A 17219-nucleotide genomic window follows, 5' to 3' on the forward strand; every position below is an offset into this window, starting at 1 on the left:
GCGCGGCCTATGTCAATGGCTGTCAGCGGCGGCGCAGCCATTCACGTGCGATGGCGCGGGGGCCCGTCGCGCGCAGGCAAAGATTGCCAAGCTCAATCCATTCTTCGGGGTCAAACTCGGGGAAAAATGCGTCTGCCGCGTCGATTTCCACGTCGACTTCGGTCACCAAGAGCCGATCCGCCAAGGGCAAAAGCGCGCGGTAGATGCCTTCGCCACCGATGCCGTAGACCCGGCGATACCCCTCAGCCGCGCAATGGCCCAAGGCCGTCTGCGGGTCGCGCGCCGCATGGACGCCCTCAATATCAGTACTGGAGACCACGCAATTCAGACGGTTCTTCAAAGGCTTGAACGGCAGGCTTTCCCATGTGCGGCGCCCCATGATGATGGCACCGCCGGTGGTTTCGCGCCGAAAGAATTTCAGGTCTTCGGGCAGCGACCAAGGGATATCCCCGTCTTTGCCAATGGCACCATTGCGGGCGCGGGCGACGATCAGGCTCAGCATCAGACGGCCACCGGCGCTTTGATAGCTGGGTCGGGGTCATAGCCTTCGAAGGTGAAATCCTCATAGCGGAAATCAAAGATCGAGCTCACCTCGCGGTTGATCCGCAGCTTTGGCAGCGGCTTGGGGGTGCGCGCAAGTTGGGTCTGCACCTGTTCCAGATGGTTGGAATAGATATGCGCGTCGCCCATCGAATGCACGAAATCGCCCGGTGCGTAGCCAGTGACATGGGCCAACATTTCCAGCAGCAGCGCGTAGGAGGCGATGTTGAACGGCACGCCAAGGAACATATCCGCCGAGCGCTGATAAAGCTGCAAATGCAGCTTGCCGCCCGCGATGCGTACCTGCCATAGCGTATGGCAGGGCGGCAGCGCCATCTGATCTACCTCGCCGGGGTTCCACGCCGAAACGATCAGCCGGCGGCTGTCGGGGGTCTTGCGGATCGCCTCGACCAGCTTGGCGATTTGATCGACTTGACCGGCCTGATGCAGCACCGTCCCATCGGGCTGCGGCATCGGCTCACCCACCATCGGAAAACGCCGCCATTGATGGCCATAAACCGGGCCGAGGTCACCGTTCTCATCGGCCCATTCGTCCCAGATGCGGACGCCATTTTCCTTGAGGTAGCCGATGTTCGTGTCGCCCGAGAGGAACCACAAAAGCTCATGCAGGATGGATTTCAGATGCAGCTTCTTCGTCGTCACCAGCGGGAAGCCATCGGCCATCCGGTAGCGCTGTTGCATCCCGAAATGAGAGATCGTCCCCGTTCCCGTGCGGTCGGTCGAGGTCACCCCCTGCTCCAGCACTTCGCGCAGCGCATCATGGTACTGTTTCACGCAGCCCCCTCCCGTTATCCGTGGCATTTGTCTTTGCATACCCTTCCGCGCCGCGCGCCTCAAGGCGGGCTTTGCGGGGGCAATCGCCTGACAATGCCGTTGCCGCCTTTGACACCGGTGGTTTCGCGCCTAAACTCTCTATCAAAGCGCGGCGGGCATATTTTGCCGCTTCCCGTTTTGTGACGACTTTTGACGACGAATTTTCGGCCCGAACAGGGTGTTTCATCCCTCCCCAAGCGGCCCAACTGAAGGAAAACCGATGCCCATCAAATACTTGCATACAATGGTGCGCGTGAAGGATCTGGACGCCTCTATCGCATTTTACAAACTTCTGGGCCTTGTGGAACGGCGCCGGATCGACAACGATGGGGGCCGGTTCACGCTGGTTTTCCTCTGCCCGCCGGGCATGGACGATGGCCATGCGGATGTGGAGCTGACCTATAACTGGGACGGCGATGACGCGCTGCCCAGTGACAGCCGCCATTTTGGTCACCTCGCCTATACGGTCGAGAATATCTATGAGACCTGCCAGCACCTGCAAGACAACGGCGTGACCATCAACCGCCCGCCGCGGGACGGGCGGATGGCCTTTGTCCGCTCGCCGGACAATATCTCGGTCGAATTGCTACAAGAGGGTGACGCCCTGCCCGCGCAGGAACCTTGGGCCAGCATGGAAAACACCGGTCATTGGTAAGGCTCTGCATCAATGTCCTGCTGGCGCTGATGCTCGCGCCCATAGGCGCAGCGCGGGCGGCCCTTTGTCGTCTCGCGCGGCGTCCGGTGCGTGATGTGCCCTCTTCGGTCGCCCCCAAGGAGGGGCCGCCGCGGCTGAGCGGATCGCTGGGATGATCCGCGCGGCCCTCGCCCTTTTTCTCACGATCAATGCCATCCAATCGGCCGAGGCCGCTTGTCGGCAGGCGCTTGCCTTGGGGCTGGATGTCTCTGGCTCGGTCGATGCGCGAGAGTTTCGGTTACAGATCGGTGGTTTGGCCGACGCGCTGAACGATCCGCGTGTGCGGGACGCCCTGCTGGCGCTGCCGGAGCATGGCGTCGACCTGATGATCTATGAATGGAGCGGATCCAGTGATCAGACGGTGATCTTGCCTTGGACCCCGTTGAGCGACGCGGCGGCGCTTGATGGGGCCATCGCACTTTTGCGCAGCACCGAGCGGCGTGAGGCTTCTCCCGGCACGGCATTGGGGGATGCGATGCAGTTTGGCGCGGGCCAGTTGGCGACGCGCGCCGCCTGCCAGAAACACACGCTGGATATCTCGGGCGACGGCATCTCGAACTTCGGGCCGCGGCCCCGGGATATACGCGACAGGTTGCAAGCCCAGCCCCTCGAGCCACAGGAGCTGACCATCAACGGTTTGGTGATCGGCGCGGAAGACCCGGCGCTTGGCGACAGTCGGCAGGCCGAGATCGGCGCGCTGGCGTCATACTACCGGGCCGAAGTCATGCTCGGCCCCGGCGCATTCGTTGAGACCGCTGAGGGGTTTGAGGACTACGCCCGCGCCATGACCCAGAAGCTCTTGCGGGAAGTGGAGGGGAGGGTCTACTCCCACCTCACCCCCCCTGCCCGTGATCAGTAGATATAGCGGATCTGATCCGTCCAATACCGCTCCATCCGTTTGAGAGAGCGGGTGATATCTTCGATCCCTGCATCGCCCAGCACGCCCTTGTTTTCCATCCCATCGGCATGGCGCGAGAAAAGCTCGGCCACCACATCGCGGATATAACGCCCCTTTTCGGTCAGCCGAACGCGGACGGACCGGCGGTCAATCTCGCAGCGCTGGTGGTGCATATAGCCCATTTCGACCAGCTTCTTGAGGTTGTAGCTGACGTTGCTGCCCTGATAGTAGCCGCGGCTTTTCAGCTCGCCCGCGGTCACCTCGTTATCGCCGATATTGAACAAAAGCAGCGCCTGCACGGCGTTGATCTCTAACACGCCGACACGTTCGAATTCGTCCTTGATCACGTCCAGCAGCAAGCGGTGCAACCGCTCGACCAAGGACAGGGACTCAAGATAGCCTGCCATAAAACCCTTTATGGCCATCGGCTGCGCAGCGGGGTCTTGAATGCTCATGCGAAATCTCCGGTTCACCTTGTTCGAACCGGAAACTCGCTGAAAAATCAGAATAATTCGTTAAACCCTTTCGGGTTTTTTGAATCAGCCGCGCGCCTCGGCCAATTGCCCGCGGATATCTGTGACCAATGCCGCATATTCGGCGGGGGCGTCGGCCTGTCCGCTGACCCAAAGATAAAGGTCGTGGTCATTCTCATTGAGCATCTGGTCATAGAGCGTGAGCCCCGCGTCATCCATCTGCGGCAGCCGCGCCTCGGCATAGGCCGATAGGATCAGGTCCATCTCTTTGATGCCCCGGCGCATGGAGCGCATTTGCAGGCGTTTCAACCGGTGTTCATGGACCTCAGGCATCTGCGGGCTCCGTCATAAGGCGCCGAATGCGCTTTTCCATTTTGCCGACAGTCTCGGCCTTTTTCAGCAGGTCGGTGCGCAGGGCGCGCATGTCGGCCAACACTTCTTCCAGATCGACGCGGCGCGCGGTTTCGCCCGCTTCGGGGGCATCGACCCCCTCGCCTTCGCCATTGATCAACCACATCATCGAGACATTCAAAAGCCCCGCCAGCATCGAAAGCCGGTTGGCGCGCGGCTCAGACAGATCGTCTTCCCAGCCGCGCAGGGTGGACAGACGCACGCCCAGCCGTTTGGCCAGCATCGCCTGTGTCATGCCGGTCTGTTCGCGGGCCGCCGCGACCCGGTCGCCAAAGGTGGCGGCCTCGGGGCCGTACCAGTCAATCTCGTCGGTCATGCTTTATCTCCTGCCAGACACCCTTGCCGGGTGCGGGGCCGCCCCCTATGAACGTGGGGATATTCATAAGCAACCCGAGGCTGAAATGGAACTGCTGTCCGCGACCCTTGATCGGGTCAAACCGTCGCCCACAATCGCCGTCACCACCAAGGCGGCAGAACTCAAGGCCGCGGGGCGCGATATTATCGCACTTGGCGCGGGCGAGCCGGACTTTGACACGCCGCAGAATATCAAGGACGCCGCCGTCGCCGCGATCAACGCAGGCAAGACGAAATACACCCCCGTGGATGGCATCCCTGAGTTGAAACAGGCGATCTGCGCCAAGTTCAAGCGCGACAACGGGCTGGACTATACCCCCGCGCAGGTCAGCGTCGGGACGGGCGGCAAACAGATCCTTTATAACGCGCTGATGGCAACGATGAACCCCGGCGAAGAAGTCGTGATCCCCGCGCCCTATTGGGTCAGCTATCCCGATATGGTGCTGCTCGCAGGCGGCACCCCGGTGATCGCGCCCGCCACGCTTGAGAATAACTTCAAGCTGACGCCGGAAGCGCTGGAAGAGGCGATCACGCCCAAAACCAAATGGTTCATCTTCAACTCGCCCTCGAACCCTACCGGGGCGGGCTATAGCCGCGACGAGTTGAAGGCGCTGACCGATGTGCTGATGCGCCACCCGCATGTCTGGGTGATGACCGACGATATGTACGAGCACCTCGCCTATGACGGTTTCGCGTTCTGCACCCCGGCTGAGGTGGAACCCGCGCTTTACGACCGCACGCTGACGGTCAACGGCGTGTCCAAAGCCTATGCCATGACCGGCTGGCGCATCGGCTATGCCGCAGGCCCGGAAAAGCTGATCGGCGCAATGCGCAAAATCCAGTCCCAAAGCACGTCGAACCCCTGCTCGGTCAGCCAGTGGGCTGCGGTTGAGGCACTGAACGGCACACAGGATTACATCGCTGAGAACAACGAGATGTTCGTGCGCCGCCGCAATCTGGTGGTCGAGATGCTCTCGGCCATTGAGGGCATCACCTGCCCGACGCCCGAGGGGGCGTTCTACGTCTACCCTTCCATCGCGGGGCTGATCGGTAAGACCTCGGCGGCGGGCACCAAGATCTCGGATGATGAGACCTTTGCCACCGCGCTGCTTGAGGAAACCGGCGTGGCGGTCGTCTTTGGCGCGGCCTTCGGTCTTTCGCCGAATTTCCGCGTCAGCTACGCTACTTCTGACGAGGCGTTGAAAGAGGCATGCACCCGCATCCAAACCTTCTGTGCCGGGCTGACGTAAAGGCGAACCATGGCAGGCGATCTTCCCGACTATTACTTCAGGGTCCGCGAGAATGGCGCGGCGGTGTTTCGGCTGGATGCCGCAAACCGCCAGCGCCGGATCGAGATGGAGCAGATCGCCGTCGTCAACATCCGCAACGGTGAGGTAAAGCCCCATGGGCAGCACCATCTGACCGAAGCCGATAAGTCCGAGATCGCCCGCTGGACAAAGGCGCGCCGCGAAACCCTTGCCGCGCGGGAGATTGACGACATCCGCCGCGCGGTGGATCATCTGAACCTCACCACGCAATGGGTGCAATCGCGCGCCACGGACGCCGAGCTTGATGCGGTGACGGATGACTTGTTGTTGGCAATGCACGACCTGCGCAGCACGCTGGTGCGCAAAAAGGCGGATCGGATGGATCGGGGCTGAGGGTTACCCGACCAGTGACTTAACCGTGACGCCCCAGAACCGCGCGTTGAGCAGCAGCCCCGCGACGCCCAGCCCGGCCACCAGACCGGCCCAAATCCCCATGGCCCCAAACCCCAGCGTAAAGCCAAGGAAATAGGAGCAGGGCATGCCGACCACCCAATAGCTGATCGCGGCCATCACCATCGGGATCTTGGTATCCTGCACCCCGCGCAGCAGGCCAAGCGCCACCACCTGCGCCCCGTCGACCAGTTGAAACAGCGCGGCCATGACCAAAAGGCCGGTGCCAATGGCAAGGATTTCGACCCGCGCAGGCTCGTCCTCTTGCATGAAAACCGAGATCAACGGCTCGGGCCAGCCCACAAAACCGACCATGGTGATCAGGGCAAAGACCAGCGACAGGACCGTGACAATCACCGCGCCGCGCTTCATATGCGGCACGTCGCGGCGGCCATAGGCATTGCCCGCACGGATCGTGGCGACGTTGCTCAGCCCCAGATGCACCATGAAGGTCAGAGAGGCGAGCTGGATCGCAATCCCATGCGCCGCCAGCGGGATCGTCCCCAGCCAGCCCATCATCAACGAAGAGGCCGCAAACAGGCCAACTTCGCTCAGCGTGGTCAGGCCAATCGGTAGCCCCAACGTAAAGACCCGCACCAGCATCTGGGTATCGACCCGCCAGAGCCGCACGAACAGACTGTGTTGCGGCAGGGCGATCAGCACATAGATCACCACCCCGATAAGCGAAACGCATTGCGTCGTGACCGAGGCCACGGCAGCGCCCATCACACCAAGCTCCGGCGCGCCCCAGTTACCAAAGATCAGCGCGTAGTTCGCCATCGCATTGATCACGGCAGCCAGCAGGGTGATCCATAGCACGACCTGAGTCCGCTCCAAGGCAGCAAGGTAGGATTTCAGCACCATCACCAGCAGCGCAGGCACGATGCCCCAGCCTGCGACTTTGAGGTAATCACCCGCCGTATCGGCAAGGTTGGGCCCCTGTCCCAGCAGGTCCAGCACCGCAGGCGACCATATCATCGCGGGCAGCGCGATCATCGCAAAACCCACCGACAGCCACAGCCCCATGCGCGTGGCGCGGCGCAGGCCAATCTCGTCACCCTCGGCGTCATAGGCGGCCACCAGCGGCATCACCGCCATGGCAAAGCCCGAGCCAAAGATGAACAGCACGAAGAAATAGGTACTGCCCAGAACAACCGCCGCCAGCGCCTCGACCGAATACCAGCCCAGCATGACCGTATCGGTCACCCCGATGGCCATCTGTGCCAGATGTCCGCCGATCAGCGGCAGGCCAAGCGTCAGGATCGCCCGGACGTGATTGCGGTTGGTCATTACTTTGGTCATGGGCCAGCCTTACGCCGGGCCGCTGCAAAGGGAAAGTCCGGTTTTTGCGCTCTGTCATAGGGTTGCGGGGCTTTGTTGCCCTGATTTTGCCATGAATTCCTTGCGTCTGCGGCCCTGAGCGGCAAAGCTGATGGCAGGAGGGCTCGCGATGGAAGCAACACGGACCGAAACCCGCCGCGTGAACGGTCAGGAGATTTTCATACGCCATTGGGGCGATGAGAACCTGCCGCCGCTTCTCATGCTCCATGGCTTTCCCGAATATGGCGGCGCATGGCGCGATCTGGCCCCGCTGCTTTGCCAGCACTTCCATTGCATCGCCCCCGACCAGCGCGGCTATGGCCAAAGCAGCGCGCCCGAAGGGATCGAGCCCTACGCGATGGCGCATCTTATGGCCGATATGGCCGCGTTGATCGGGGACAGGCCGGTGACGGTTTTGGCGCATGATTGGGGCGCTTCGGTGGGATACGCATTGGCGATGTTTCGACCCGAGTTGGTGGCCCGGCTGATCATTCTCAACGGCGTGCATCCCGTGCCTTTTCAGCGTGCCATGGCCGCAGGCGGTGCGCAGTCGAGCGCCTCGCAATATATCAACGCGCTGCGCGCCGAAGGCAGCGCGGTGAGGCTAGCCAAAGATGACTTCGCCGGGCTGCTAAAGCTCTTTTCGGCGCATATGGACCTGAGTTGGCTGACGGCAGAGCGGCTTGAGGATTACCGCGCGGAATGGGGGCGTCCGGGGCGGCTGAGGGCGATGATCAACTGGTATCGCGCCTCCCCCCTGCAGGTTGCGGCGCCCGGCAAGCCCCTGCGCGACCTGCCAGAATTCCCGGTTGAACGTTTGCGCGTGAACTGCCCGCATCTGCTGATCTGGGGGGCCGAGGATACCGCCCTTTTGCCCGAAGCCACCGCGGGGCTGGAAACCTTCGCGCCAGACCTTACCCGTATTGAGATAGAAGGCGCGGACCACTGGTTGCACCACCAAAAGCCACCAGTTGTGGCAAACGCGATCCTTGATTGGTGCGGGGCGCGGCCCTTGTAAAATGCGCAACCAAATGTATATTGAGATATGCATTCAGGAGCCACGCCATGACCCGCATCCATACCAACCACATCGCCACCATGACCGAAATGCGCGAACCGCATAAGGTATTGGAACGCTCCGGTGGCAAACCCGTAGCGGTGATGAAGAACTCACGCTGTGTGGGGTATTTCGTACCGGCCGAGGCGACCCTGCAGGAGGAGCCGCGCGTGGCCACGCTGGATGAGGTGATGGAGAGCATTGCCCGCAGAAAGCACATCAACCAGCCGGTTCTGGACTATCTCAAAGATAAATGACCTATGTGCTGCTTTCACCTGACCTCGTCGTCAGGATCCACGATTCTGCGTTAAACCCCGGCGAGCTAGCCGGCATGACCTTGGACAAATCACTCGAAGGAGCGCTGGCACGGGTCGACAACCGACTGGTCTACGGCATGTTCGAAGATGTCTTTGACCTCGCTGCGGCTTATTGCGTGGCGGTTGCCACGGGGCATGTCTTCAACGACGCGAACAAGCGAACCGCGCATCTCGTTCTCGATATCTGTCTTGATCTCAATGGGGTGCAACTTGACCACGACACCATCGAGGCAGGCGACCTGATCCGCGAAGTGGCCCAAGGCCGCATCGACGAAGAGACCCTTGCTGATTGGCTGCGCGCCAAAGCCAGCTGACCGGGTTAAATCCGCCCGACAAGACAAACCCGCGATTGCCCCCGGCGCGCGGGGCTGTCAAAATGGCCCCTACCCACAAACAAAGAGCAGGCCCGCATGACCGATCTTCTTTCCGGCCAGGAACCCACCGAATACGATGCCTCCTCCATCGAAGTGCTGGAGGGGCTGGAGCCTGTCCGCAAGCGCCCCGGCATGTATATCGGCGGCACAGATGAACGCGCTCTGCACCACCTCGTGGCCGAGGTGCTCGACAACTCGATGGACGAAGCGGTGGCGGGCCATGCCAACCGGATCGAGGTGGAGCTGAACGCCGATTATTCGGTCACCATTCGCGACAACGGCCGCGGCATCCCGATCGACCCGCACCCGAAGTTTCCCGACAAATCCGCGCTTGAAGTAATCCTCTGCACGCTGCACGCGGGCGGCAAGTTCTCGGGCAAAGCCTATCAGACCTCGGGCGGTCTGCACGGGGTTGGTGCATCCGTAGTCAACGCGCTGTCGGATTCGATGGTGGTGCAGGTCGCGCGGAACCGCGAACTGTTCGAACAACGCTTCTCCCGCGGGATCCCGCAAGGCCCGGTGGAGAAGATCGGCGCGGCGCCCAACCGGCGCGGCACCACAGTGAATTTCCACGCGGATGAGCAGATTTTCGGCGCCCACCGTTTCAAACCCGCCCGCCTGCTCAAGATGGTCCGGTCCAAAGCCTATCTGTTCTCCGGCGTCGAAATCCGCTGGAAATCTGAGATTGAAGACGGCGACACGCCGATGGAGGCGACTTTTCACTTCCCCGGCGGTCTCGCTGATTACCTGCGCGAAACACTTGGCAAATCAACCACCTATGCCGAAAACCCCTTTGCCGGAACGGTCGAGTTCCAAGAACGCTTTGGCGTGCCGGGCAAGGTCGAATGGGCGATCAACTGGACGCCCGCGCGTGACGGCTTCATCCAGTCCTACTGTAACACCGTGCCCACGCCCGAGGGCGGCACTCACGAAGGCGGCTTCTGGGCTGCGATCCTCAAAGGCATCCGCGCTTATGGCGAATTGGCGAACAACCGCAAGGCCAAGGACATCACCCGCGACGACCTGATCACCGGGGGCTGCGCGCTGGTGTCTTGCTTTATCCGCGAGCCAGAATTCGTCGGCCAGACCAAGGACCGTCTGGCCACAACCGAAGCCGCGCGTCTGGTTGAGAACGCCGTGCGCGACCACTTTGATAACTGGCTGGCGGCGGACACGAAATCCGCCGGTGCCATCCTCGATTTCCTCGTCCTGCGCGCCGAGGAACGGATGCGCCGCAAGCAAGAGAAGGAAACCGCCCGTAAATCCGCCACCAAAAAGTTGCGCCTGCCCGGCAAGCTCACCGATTGCACCAGCAAGACCCGCGAAGGCACCGAGTTGTTCATCGTCGAGGGCGACTCGGCGGGTGGCTCTGGCAAGGGCGCGCGCAACCGCAATACGCAGGCGCTGCTGCCGCTCAAGGGTAAGATCCTGAACGTGCTGGGCGCGGCCTCAAGCAAGCTCACGACCAACGCCGAGATCAACGACCTTTGCGAGGCGCTTGGCGTTGGCATGGGCACGAAATTCAACCTCGACGATCTGCGCTATGACAAGATCATCATCATGACCGACGCGGACGTGGATGGCGCACATATCGCGGCGCTGCTGATGACGTTCTTCTTTACCCAGATGCGCCCGCTGATTGATTCAGGGCATTTGTACCTGGCCTGCCCGCCCCTGTTCCGTCTGACCCAAGGGGCCAAGCGTGTTTATTGTTTGGATGAAGACGAGAAAAACATGTGGCTGGAGAAGGGCTTGGGCGGCAAAGGCAAGATTGACGTCAGCCGCTTTAAGGGTCTGGGCGAGATGGACGCGAAAGACCTCAAAGAGACCACGATGGCCCCTGCAACCCGCAAGCTGATCCGCGTGACCGTGGATGAGGACGTGCCCGGTGAGACCGGGGATCTGGTGGAGCGGCTGATGGGGAAGAAGCCGGAGATGCGGTTTGCTTATATTCAGCAGAATGCGCAGTTTGTGGAGGAGTTGGATGTTTGAATGAGAAGGAATATTGAATGCGCTACGTATATTTGAGACTATTTTTAAGCAAAGTTGAGCAACCACAAATTTTGGTGCGAACTGGTGACGTTTCGTTAAGAATGGAAAGACAAGATTACCTGACCGACGTTTTTAATCGTAGCTGGACATTTGTCCACCGTGGCACTGACATGATTTATGTTCCGATCAGGCGTGATGAAGGCGACGATCAGGTCTTCACATTTGGTCGCATCGGTAAACAGGTCGTCTCACAGGAAAATTCCGGCCCTGATGAAAAGTTTGAGAAAACAGAACATGTCGGCTGGCGTGCGTCGAACCTATTGCTTAACACGTCATCTGATCCCGACGGACAGAAACTCGCAATGCAGGAGAGGGGTGACGTCGGCAAACCCCTTTCAGTGATTAACTCCCTTCTACAACACATTAACACTGCCAATCCCGATTCGGGTTGGCTCGTTACAGTCAATCCAATCGTCGAAAAACAATCCTTTTGGGAAGCTGCTGAGAAGTACAAGGGACAAATAACCCGGGCTGAGTTTACGTATGTCACCCCAAATGTACTCGGCATTCGCTCTGAACTGAACAAGCGACTAAAAGAGTACCGCGAGAAAGAAAATGCGCAACAAGTTGGTGTGACTCTTTACGAACCAAAAGGAAACCTACACTTGGATTCACAAGAAGTAGTCGATGCTGTCGAATACACTTCTGAAGGGGGGGGATCAGCAAAATTGAAAGTTGGGCGGGAAACTGTCTTCGACTCTCAAGACAATGAGAAAGCGAAAGATGTTGAGACTGATGATAGCCTCACCTTCGAAACCTCAGGCGGAAGACAGCAACTGATTCAGAAATTTTTCAAATGAAGAATGAGGGCTATATATTCGTTCTATGTTTAACGGGTGTATTGATTTTGGCTTGCGTGATGGGCCGCCCCTCTTTTCTATCTGATGACAATAAATTCTTACGAGAATTCGTGGATTCTGATCTTCTATCATTCCTTGGCGTAGTCTTGACGCTTTCTATAGGCTTACTAGCACAATTGTTCTTATCTGTAGAAAAGTTGACTGATAGGCTTGGAAGGGATGCGATTTCCTCCATTAGGTCAGAGCTTCGAAGCACCGCCCGGACACTGTTGATAATTTTCGCTATTACTATGGCGCTTGTTTTTATCAAACCAATTCTACCTCAGGTGGATGTTCATTTAGCTATTTTGAATGGCTTAGTTGTCTTCCTCGTCGTCTTCTACCTTTGTATTTTGAGTGATGTTATCTTATCGGTCTTCGATTTTGATATTTGACCGTCGGTGTGGGGAGCGACGACGTCTAGCCACAGCCGTTCCGTATCTCATGTGCCTTTGGCGCATAGCCCCCTTCCCCCCAAAAGGGGGGAGGGGCTTCCACACAAAAACAGGTCGGGACCGCACCAGCAGTTACCCGCAACATCAGCGCCCACCCCAAATCTTTCCCCTTGATCCGCCGCCCCCACCGGTCCTAACTCCCCCCATGATCCGCGCCCTCCTCCTTCTCCTCCTCCTCACCGCCTGCGGTCGTCCGCTGACGGAGAACGAACGCGCCTATCTCTCCACCATTCACGGCACATCCGTCGACTACGACCGCGTGCGTCTGCACGACGGGGCCCCGACCCGCGCCGTCACCTTCACCCGCAAGCCGCGCCCGCGCACCACCTGCCGCGAGCGCATCCTGCCGCCGCAGGAAGGTGACACCGTGACCTCCAAACCCGCCGCCGTGGCCCTGTGGAACAACCTGCTTTTCGACAAGGATTGGTACCTCGAAGACTACCTCCCCGATCACCCTGACCGCATCGGGCTGATCGCCGCGATGCTGCTCGCGCATGAGATCACCCATGTCTGGCAATGGCAGAACCGTAAGCTCACCGGTTACTCACCACTGCGCGCGGCCTCAGAGCAGTTCACCAGCCCCGATCCCTATCTTTTCGAGGTCGACACGCAGCCGCGCTTCCTTGATTTCGGCTATGAGCAGCAGGGATCAATCGTTGAGGAATTCGTCTGCTGTCGCGCGCTCGACCCGCAGGCGCCGCGCACCAAGCGGTTGCACGACATGCTGTCCGAGGTCATGCCCGTCGCCCCCCTGCCCCAAAGCCGCGCCTATGATGTGCGCCTGCCGTGGGACGGGGTCGAGCTGGACAATATCTGCGGCTAGTTCAGGTCCGGCTCAGACCGGCACCAATTGCCCAGCCTCAAGGCGGATCTGTCGGTCCATCCGCGCGGCCAGTTCGAGGTTATGCGTAGCAATCACCGCCGAAAGCCCGGTGCCGCGCACCAGCGCCATCAGCGCCGCAAACACCTGATCCGAGGTCGACGGGTCGAGGTTGCCCGTGGGCTCGTCCGCCAGCAGCAGACGCGGCGCATTGGCCAGCGCCCGGCAAAAGGCCACCCGCTGCTGCTCACCGCCCGACATGGCAGCAGGGCGGTGGTCGGCCCGCTCGGCGATGCCGACCTGCGCCAAAAGATCACGCGCCCGCGCCTCGGCCACCTTGCGGGCCACGCCATTGGCAAGCTGCGGCAGCACGATGTTTTCCAGCGCGGTGAATTCGGGCAGTAGGTGGTGGAATTGATAGATAAATCCCACATCCGCCCGGCGCACCCCGGTGCGCTTGCGGTCGCTCTGCCCCGTGAGGTCATCGCCCGCGATCTCAACCGTGCCGCTGTCAGCCGCGTCCAGCAGCCCCGCGATGTGCAGCAGCGTCGACTTGCCCGCACCCGAAGGGGCGACCAGTGCCACGACTTCACCGGGGGCGACCGTCAGGTCTATGCCGCGTAGCACCTGCACCTCGTTGGGCTTGCCGGGGTTGTAGGCCTTTGAAATGCCGCTCAGGCGCAGGACGGGATCATTCATAGCGCAGGGCCTCCACAGGGTTCATCCGCGCCGCACGGCGGGCGGGGAAAATCGTCACGACAAAGCTAAGGCCAAGCGACAGCCCCACGGCGGAGAGCACATCGCCCAGTTGCAGTTTCGCGGGCAGGAAATAGATGCCGCGGATCGACGCATCCCAAGCATTGCCGCCGCTGAGGTAGTTCACGAAGGCGAAAATCTGGTCGACGTAGATCGCAAAGAGCACGCCCAGCACCACGCCCGCGGCGGTGCCGATGATCCCCGTGAACGCGCCGCAGATAAAGAACACCCGCAGCACCGACCCCTCAGACAGCCCCATGGTGCGCAGAATGCCAATGTCGCGGCCCTTATTCTTGACCAGCATGATCAGCCCCGAGACGATGTTCATCGCGGCGATCAACACCAGCACCGAGAGGATTACGAACATCACCCGGTCCTCGATATCCAGCGCCGAAAGGAACGAGCCGGACGCATCGCGCCATGTCCAGACCTGCGCCCGGTCGCCCGCCGCCTGCATCAGCGCCGGCGCCATGGCGTCAACGCTCTCGGGGTCTTCAACCATAACCTCCAACTCATCCGCGACGCCCTCGCGGTTGAAAAAGCTCTGCGCCTCGGCGATCGGCAGATAGACACGTGTCTTATCAATATCATAGCGCCCGGCAGAGAAGATATAGACGACTTCATAGCCGTTCACCCGCGGGCTGGTGCCAAAGGCGGTTTTCACCCCATTGGGCGAGATTAGCTTGATCGTATCGCCCACCTGCACGCCCAAAGACTGCGCCACGCCGCTGCCGATGGCGATGCCCTCTTCAAACCGGCCGATGTCACCGAAAGAGCGCTCGGAAGGCTGGATGCCGGGGATGGTCATCAGATCATCAGACGCGATGCCAAAGACCTCAACGCCTGCGTTGGATTGCCGCCGGTTCGCCATGACCTGCTGGCGCACCAAGGGGGCCACGCGGGTCACGCCGGGCACTTTTGCGACCTCGGCAGCCATCTCGGTGTAGTTGGCGATGGTGCGGTCGATCTGGCCGGTCTCTTGCACCTCGCCCATCGTGTAGACCGTGACATGCGCGTTGGCGCCAAGGATCGTGTCGACGAATTCTGCCCGAAAACCCGAGCGGACCGACAGCGTGGCAATCAGCGCGAAGACCGCGAGCGTGATGCCGATCAGGCTGATCCACGTCATCACGCTCACCCCGCCCTCGGCGCGGCGGGCGCGGAGGTAGCGCCAAGCGATCATCCATTCAAAGGCCGCGAATGGGGCGGTTCGGGTGGGCTTACTGGCCATCGGGGAGGGCTCCGGTCTGAGGTGCGCGCAACGTGAGCCTTTGCCTCAGAAGGGTCAAGAACGCAATGCCCGGCGGCGGCGGAAGCGCGCGGGCCATGTGGGCAGCCACAAAAGGAACCGGCTAAAAACGGCCCCTCCGATGAACCCCAAAACGGCAAAGATAAATTCCGCACGGCTGCGCGGGGCGGAGGGCGAAAAGGCACGCACGGTTTCGCGCAGGGCGTCAGCATCCGGCGCATGCAGCAGATAATAGCTGCGCAAGAACGGGCCTGCTGCGCTAAGGGGCGGCAATTCCGCCTCCAGTGTCGCGTGACGCTCAATATTGCGGATCAGGTCAATGCGGCGACGCTCCAAAAGGGCCGAGCCACGCAGCCGCGCCAGAGCGGCCTTTCTGTCTAGCCCGACAATTTCGGCCGCACGGTCGAAATCCGCCACCACTTGCGAAAGCCTGCGTTCTGCGGCTTCTAGCTCAAACACATAGGCCCGGGAAAACCCCGGGCCTTGCGCCGCAATTCCTGCCCCTATGATCCCACCGGCCAATGTCAGCGCCCGCAGGATCATCGGCGACCTCAGGCAATACCGGCGTAGATTTTCGCCAGCTTTTCGACCGCCTGCTCTGGCGGCAGCTCTTCGCTTTCACCCGTACGGCGGCTGGTCAACTCAACCACACCATTCTTCAGCCCGCGTGGCCCAACGGTGATGCGCCACGGCAGACCGATCAGATCCATCGTCGCAAATTTCATACCCGCCCCGCCCTTGCGGTCGTCGTAAAGCGGATCGAGACCCAGCGCTTTGAGGCTCTTATAAAGCGCGTCGCAGGCTGCATCGGCCTCATCATCGCCTTGCTTGAGGTTCACGATCCCGGCGTGGAAGGGCGTCACGCCCTCAGGCCAGATGATGCCCTTGTCGTCGTGGCTGGCCTCAATGATCGCGCCCAGCAGGCGGCTGACGCCGATGCCGTGGCTGCCCATATGCACCGGCACTTGCTTGCCGTCCGGGCCTTGGACCTTGGCGTTCATCGCGTCGGAATATTTGGTGCCGAAGTAGAAGATTTGCCCCACTTCAATGCCGCGCGCCGTGCGCTGGCGCTCTTCTGGCACTTTGGCAAAAAGTTCGGGGTCGTGGGTTTCGTCCGTGCGGGCGTAGCGCGAGGTGAACTCGTCCAGCACAGCGCGGCATGCGTCATGATCGCTGGGATCAATCTCGCGGTTGCCGAATGTCAGATCGGTGATTTCGCTGTCATAGAAGACCTCGGATTCACCCGTTTCGGCCAGCACAAGGAATTCATGGGTGTCATCGCCGCCAATCGGGCCGGAATCCGCCCGCATCGGGATCGCCTGAAGGCCCATCCGCTCATAAGTGCGCAGGTAGCTGACCAGATGGCGGTTGTAAGCGTGCAGCGCGTCCTCTTTCGTGAGGTCGAAGTTGTAGCCATCCTTCATCAGGAATTCACGGCCCCGCATCACGCCGAAACGCGGACGGATCTCGTCGCGGAATTTCCACTGGATGTGGTAAAGGGTCAGCGGCAGGTCTTTGTACGACCCAACATGACTGCGGAAGATGTCGGTGATCATCTCCTCATTGGTGGGACCATAGAGCATGTCGCGGTCTTGGCGGTCGCGGATGCGCAGCATCTCGGGGCCGTAGGCGTCATAGCGGCCCGATTCCTTCCACAGATCCGCCGATTGCAGCGTCGGCATCAGCATCGGGATATGGCCCACGCGCTGCTGCTCTTGGTGCACGATCTCTTCGACCTTGCGCAGCACCTTGTAGCCCAACGGCAGCCAAGAATAGATCCCCGCGCTGGATTGCTTGATCATCCCCGCCCGCAGCATCAACCGGTGGCTGACGATCTGCGCCTCGGCAGGGTTTTCCTTCAGCACGGGCAGAAAATATTGGGACAGACGCATGGTGTTTCCTCATTGAGCGAATTGCCCCCTGACTAGTGCATGTCAGGAGGCGAGACAATCACATCGCACGGCAGCGCGAGAGCTTGGCCGCCCGCGGCGCACCGCGCCCATCTCTCAAGCGGCCTGTGCACAACGGACAGCGTGCTGCTGCGATGGTCGCCCGATC

General features: G+C 60.7%; 21 protein-coding genes. 11 read left to right on the forward strand and 10 right to left on the reverse strand.

All coding sequences use genetic code 11. From position 1 onward, the window contains the following. Nucleotides 1-22: 22 nt before the first annotated feature. Together B5M07_RS12270 and B5M07_RS12275 are read right to left on the reverse strand one after the other, a co-directional pair. Nucleotides 23-502 carry a dihydrofolate reductase gene (locus tag B5M07_RS12270; protein WP_120351519.1) on the reverse strand — a complete coding sequence of 160 codons (480 nt, stop codon included), beginning with the start codon at nt 500-502 and terminating at the stop codon, nt 23-25. Beyond that, nucleotides 502-1335 carry a thymidylate synthase gene (locus tag B5M07_RS12275; protein WP_120351520.1) on the reverse strand — a complete coding sequence of 278 codons (834 nt, stop codon included), beginning with the start codon at nt 1333-1335 and terminating at the stop codon, nt 502-504. The genes B5M07_RS12270 and B5M07_RS12275 overlap by 1 nt, the downstream gene beginning before the upstream one ends. A gap of 259 nt (nt 1336-1594) precedes the next feature. On the opposite strand from B5M07_RS12275, the gene B5M07_RS12280 reads away from it, so the two are divergent. Continuing rightward, entirely contained in the window at nt 1595-2029 is a 435-nt protein-coding gene (locus B5M07_RS12280) for a VOC family protein (RefSeq protein ID WP_067942520.1), read from the forward strand. 151 nt (nt 2030-2180) lie between these two features. Further along, the gene (locus B5M07_RS12285) at nt 2181-2927 is read left to right on the forward strand and encodes a DUF1194 domain-containing protein (RefSeq protein WP_120351521.1); all 747 of its coding nucleotides are present in this window, start codon (nt 2181-2183) and stop codon (nt 2925-2927) included. On the opposite strand, the gene B5M07_RS12290 is transcribed toward B5M07_RS12285, so the two are convergent. The 3 genes from B5M07_RS12290 to B5M07_RS12300 form a co-directional block, all read right to left on the reverse strand. Continuing rightward, nucleotides 2921-3421 (reverse strand): MarR family winged helix-turn-helix transcriptional regulator, encoded by a 501-nt coding sequence (locus tag B5M07_RS12290; protein ID WP_067942516.1) that lies wholly within the window; start codon nt 3419-3421, stop codon nt 2921-2923. The genes B5M07_RS12285 and B5M07_RS12290 overlap by 7 nt on opposite strands. 84 nt (nt 3422-3505) lie before the next feature. Next, nucleotides 3506-3772, reverse strand: coding sequence for a succinate dehydrogenase assembly factor 2 (locus B5M07_RS12295; RefSeq protein WP_120351522.1), 267 nt, complete (start codon nt 3770-3772; stop codon nt 3506-3508). Next, on the reverse strand, nt 3765-4166 hold the full coding sequence (locus B5M07_RS12300; protein ID WP_120351523.1) for a helix-turn-helix domain-containing protein: 402 nt from the start codon (nt 4164-4166) through the stop codon (nt 3765-3767). Before B5M07_RS12300 ends, B5M07_RS12295 begins: the two co-directional genes overlap by 8 nt. A gap of 85 nt (nt 4167-4251) precedes the next feature. Here B5M07_RS12300 and B5M07_RS12305 point away from each other — a divergent pair, with 85 nt between their 5' ends. After that, the gene (locus B5M07_RS12305) at nt 4252-5454 is read left to right on the forward strand and encodes a pyridoxal phosphate-dependent aminotransferase (protein ID WP_120352254.1); all 1203 of its coding nucleotides are present in this window, start codon (nt 4252-4254) and stop codon (nt 5452-5454) included. Between the two features lie 9 nt (nt 5455-5463). Beyond that, on the forward strand, nt 5464-5865 hold the full coding sequence (locus B5M07_RS12310) for a hypothetical protein (protein ID WP_120351524.1): 402 nt from the start codon (nt 5464-5466) through the stop codon (nt 5863-5865). Nucleotides 5866-5868: 3 nt separating this feature from the next. Here the strand turns inward: B5M07_RS12310 and B5M07_RS12315 are convergent, their stop codons facing one another. After that, a complete protein-coding gene (locus B5M07_RS12315; RefSeq protein WP_120351525.1) occupies nt 5869-7224 on the reverse strand; it encodes an MATE family efflux transporter in 1356 nt (451 codons plus the stop codon). Nucleotides 7225-7372: 148 nt separating this feature from the next. On the opposite strand from B5M07_RS12315, the gene B5M07_RS12320 reads away from it, so the two are divergent. The 7 genes from B5M07_RS12320 (at nt 7373) to B5M07_RS12350 (ending at nt 13159) form a co-directional block, all read left to right on the forward strand. Further along, entirely contained in the window at nt 7373-8260 is an 888-nt protein-coding gene (locus B5M07_RS12320) for an alpha/beta fold hydrolase (protein WP_120351526.1), read from the forward strand. A 47-nt stretch (nt 8261-8307) separates the two neighbouring features. After that, nucleotides 8308-8556: a hypothetical protein gene (locus B5M07_RS12325; protein ID WP_093926785.1), complete on the forward strand. Its 249-nt coding sequence runs from the start codon at nt 8308-8310 to the stop codon at nt 8554-8556. Next, a complete protein-coding gene (locus B5M07_RS12330) occupies nt 8553-8930 on the forward strand; it encodes a type II toxin-antitoxin system death-on-curing family toxin (RefSeq protein WP_120351527.1) in 378 nt (125 codons plus the stop codon). The genes B5M07_RS12325 and B5M07_RS12330 overlap by 4 nt, the downstream gene beginning before the upstream one ends. Before the next feature lie 96 nt (nt 8931-9026). Then, nucleotides 9027-10982, forward strand: a complete 1956-nt coding sequence (parE, locus tag B5M07_RS12335) for a DNA topoisomerase IV subunit B (protein WP_120351528.1) — start codon at nt 9027-9029, stop codon at nt 10980-10982. Nucleotides 10983-10999: 17 nt separating this feature from the next. After that, a complete protein-coding gene (locus B5M07_RS12340; protein ID WP_120351529.1) occupies nt 11000-11842 on the forward strand; it encodes a hypothetical protein in 843 nt (280 codons plus the stop codon). Further along, nucleotides 11839-12276, forward strand: a complete 438-nt coding sequence (locus B5M07_RS12345) for a hypothetical protein (protein WP_120351530.1) — start codon at nt 11839-11841, stop codon at nt 12274-12276. Before B5M07_RS12340 ends, B5M07_RS12345 begins: the two co-directional genes overlap by 4 nt. Nucleotides 12277-12481: 205 nt before the next feature. After that, nucleotides 12482-13159: a hypothetical protein gene (locus B5M07_RS12350; RefSeq protein ID WP_120351531.1), complete on the forward strand. Its 678-nt coding sequence runs from the start codon at nt 12482-12484 to the stop codon at nt 13157-13159. A gap of 12 nt (nt 13160-13171) precedes the next feature. Here the strand turns inward: B5M07_RS12350 and B5M07_RS12355 are convergent, their stop codons facing one another. The 4 genes from B5M07_RS12355 to proS are packed head-to-tail and all read right to left on the reverse strand — an operon-like array spanning nt 13172 to nt 17053. Continuing rightward, on the reverse strand, nt 13172-13855 hold the full coding sequence (locus B5M07_RS12355) for an ABC transporter ATP-binding protein (protein ID WP_120351532.1): 684 nt from the start codon (nt 13853-13855) through the stop codon (nt 13172-13174). Next, nucleotides 13848-15143, reverse strand: coding sequence for a lipoprotein-releasing ABC transporter permease subunit (locus B5M07_RS12360; protein ID WP_205570864.1), 1296 nt, complete (start codon nt 15141-15143; stop codon nt 13848-13850). Before B5M07_RS12360 ends, B5M07_RS12355 begins: the two co-directional genes overlap by 8 nt. Before the next feature lie 54 nt (nt 15144-15197). Next, nucleotides 15198-15704: a DUF2937 family protein gene (locus tag B5M07_RS12365; protein WP_120351533.1), complete on the reverse strand. Its 507-nt coding sequence runs from the start codon at nt 15702-15704 to the stop codon at nt 15198-15200. A gap of 8 nt (nt 15705-15712) precedes the next feature. Beyond that, a complete protein-coding gene (gene proS / locus B5M07_RS12370) occupies nt 15713-17053 on the reverse strand; it encodes a proline--tRNA ligase (protein WP_120351534.1) in 1341 nt (446 codons plus the stop codon). Nucleotides 17054-17219: the final 166 nt, after the last annotated feature.

The sequence above is a fragment of the Sulfitobacter sp. D7 genome (assembly GCF_003611275.1).
Taxonomy (GTDB): domain Bacteria; phylum Pseudomonadota; class Alphaproteobacteria; order Rhodobacterales; family Rhodobacteraceae; genus Sulfitobacter; species Sulfitobacter profundi.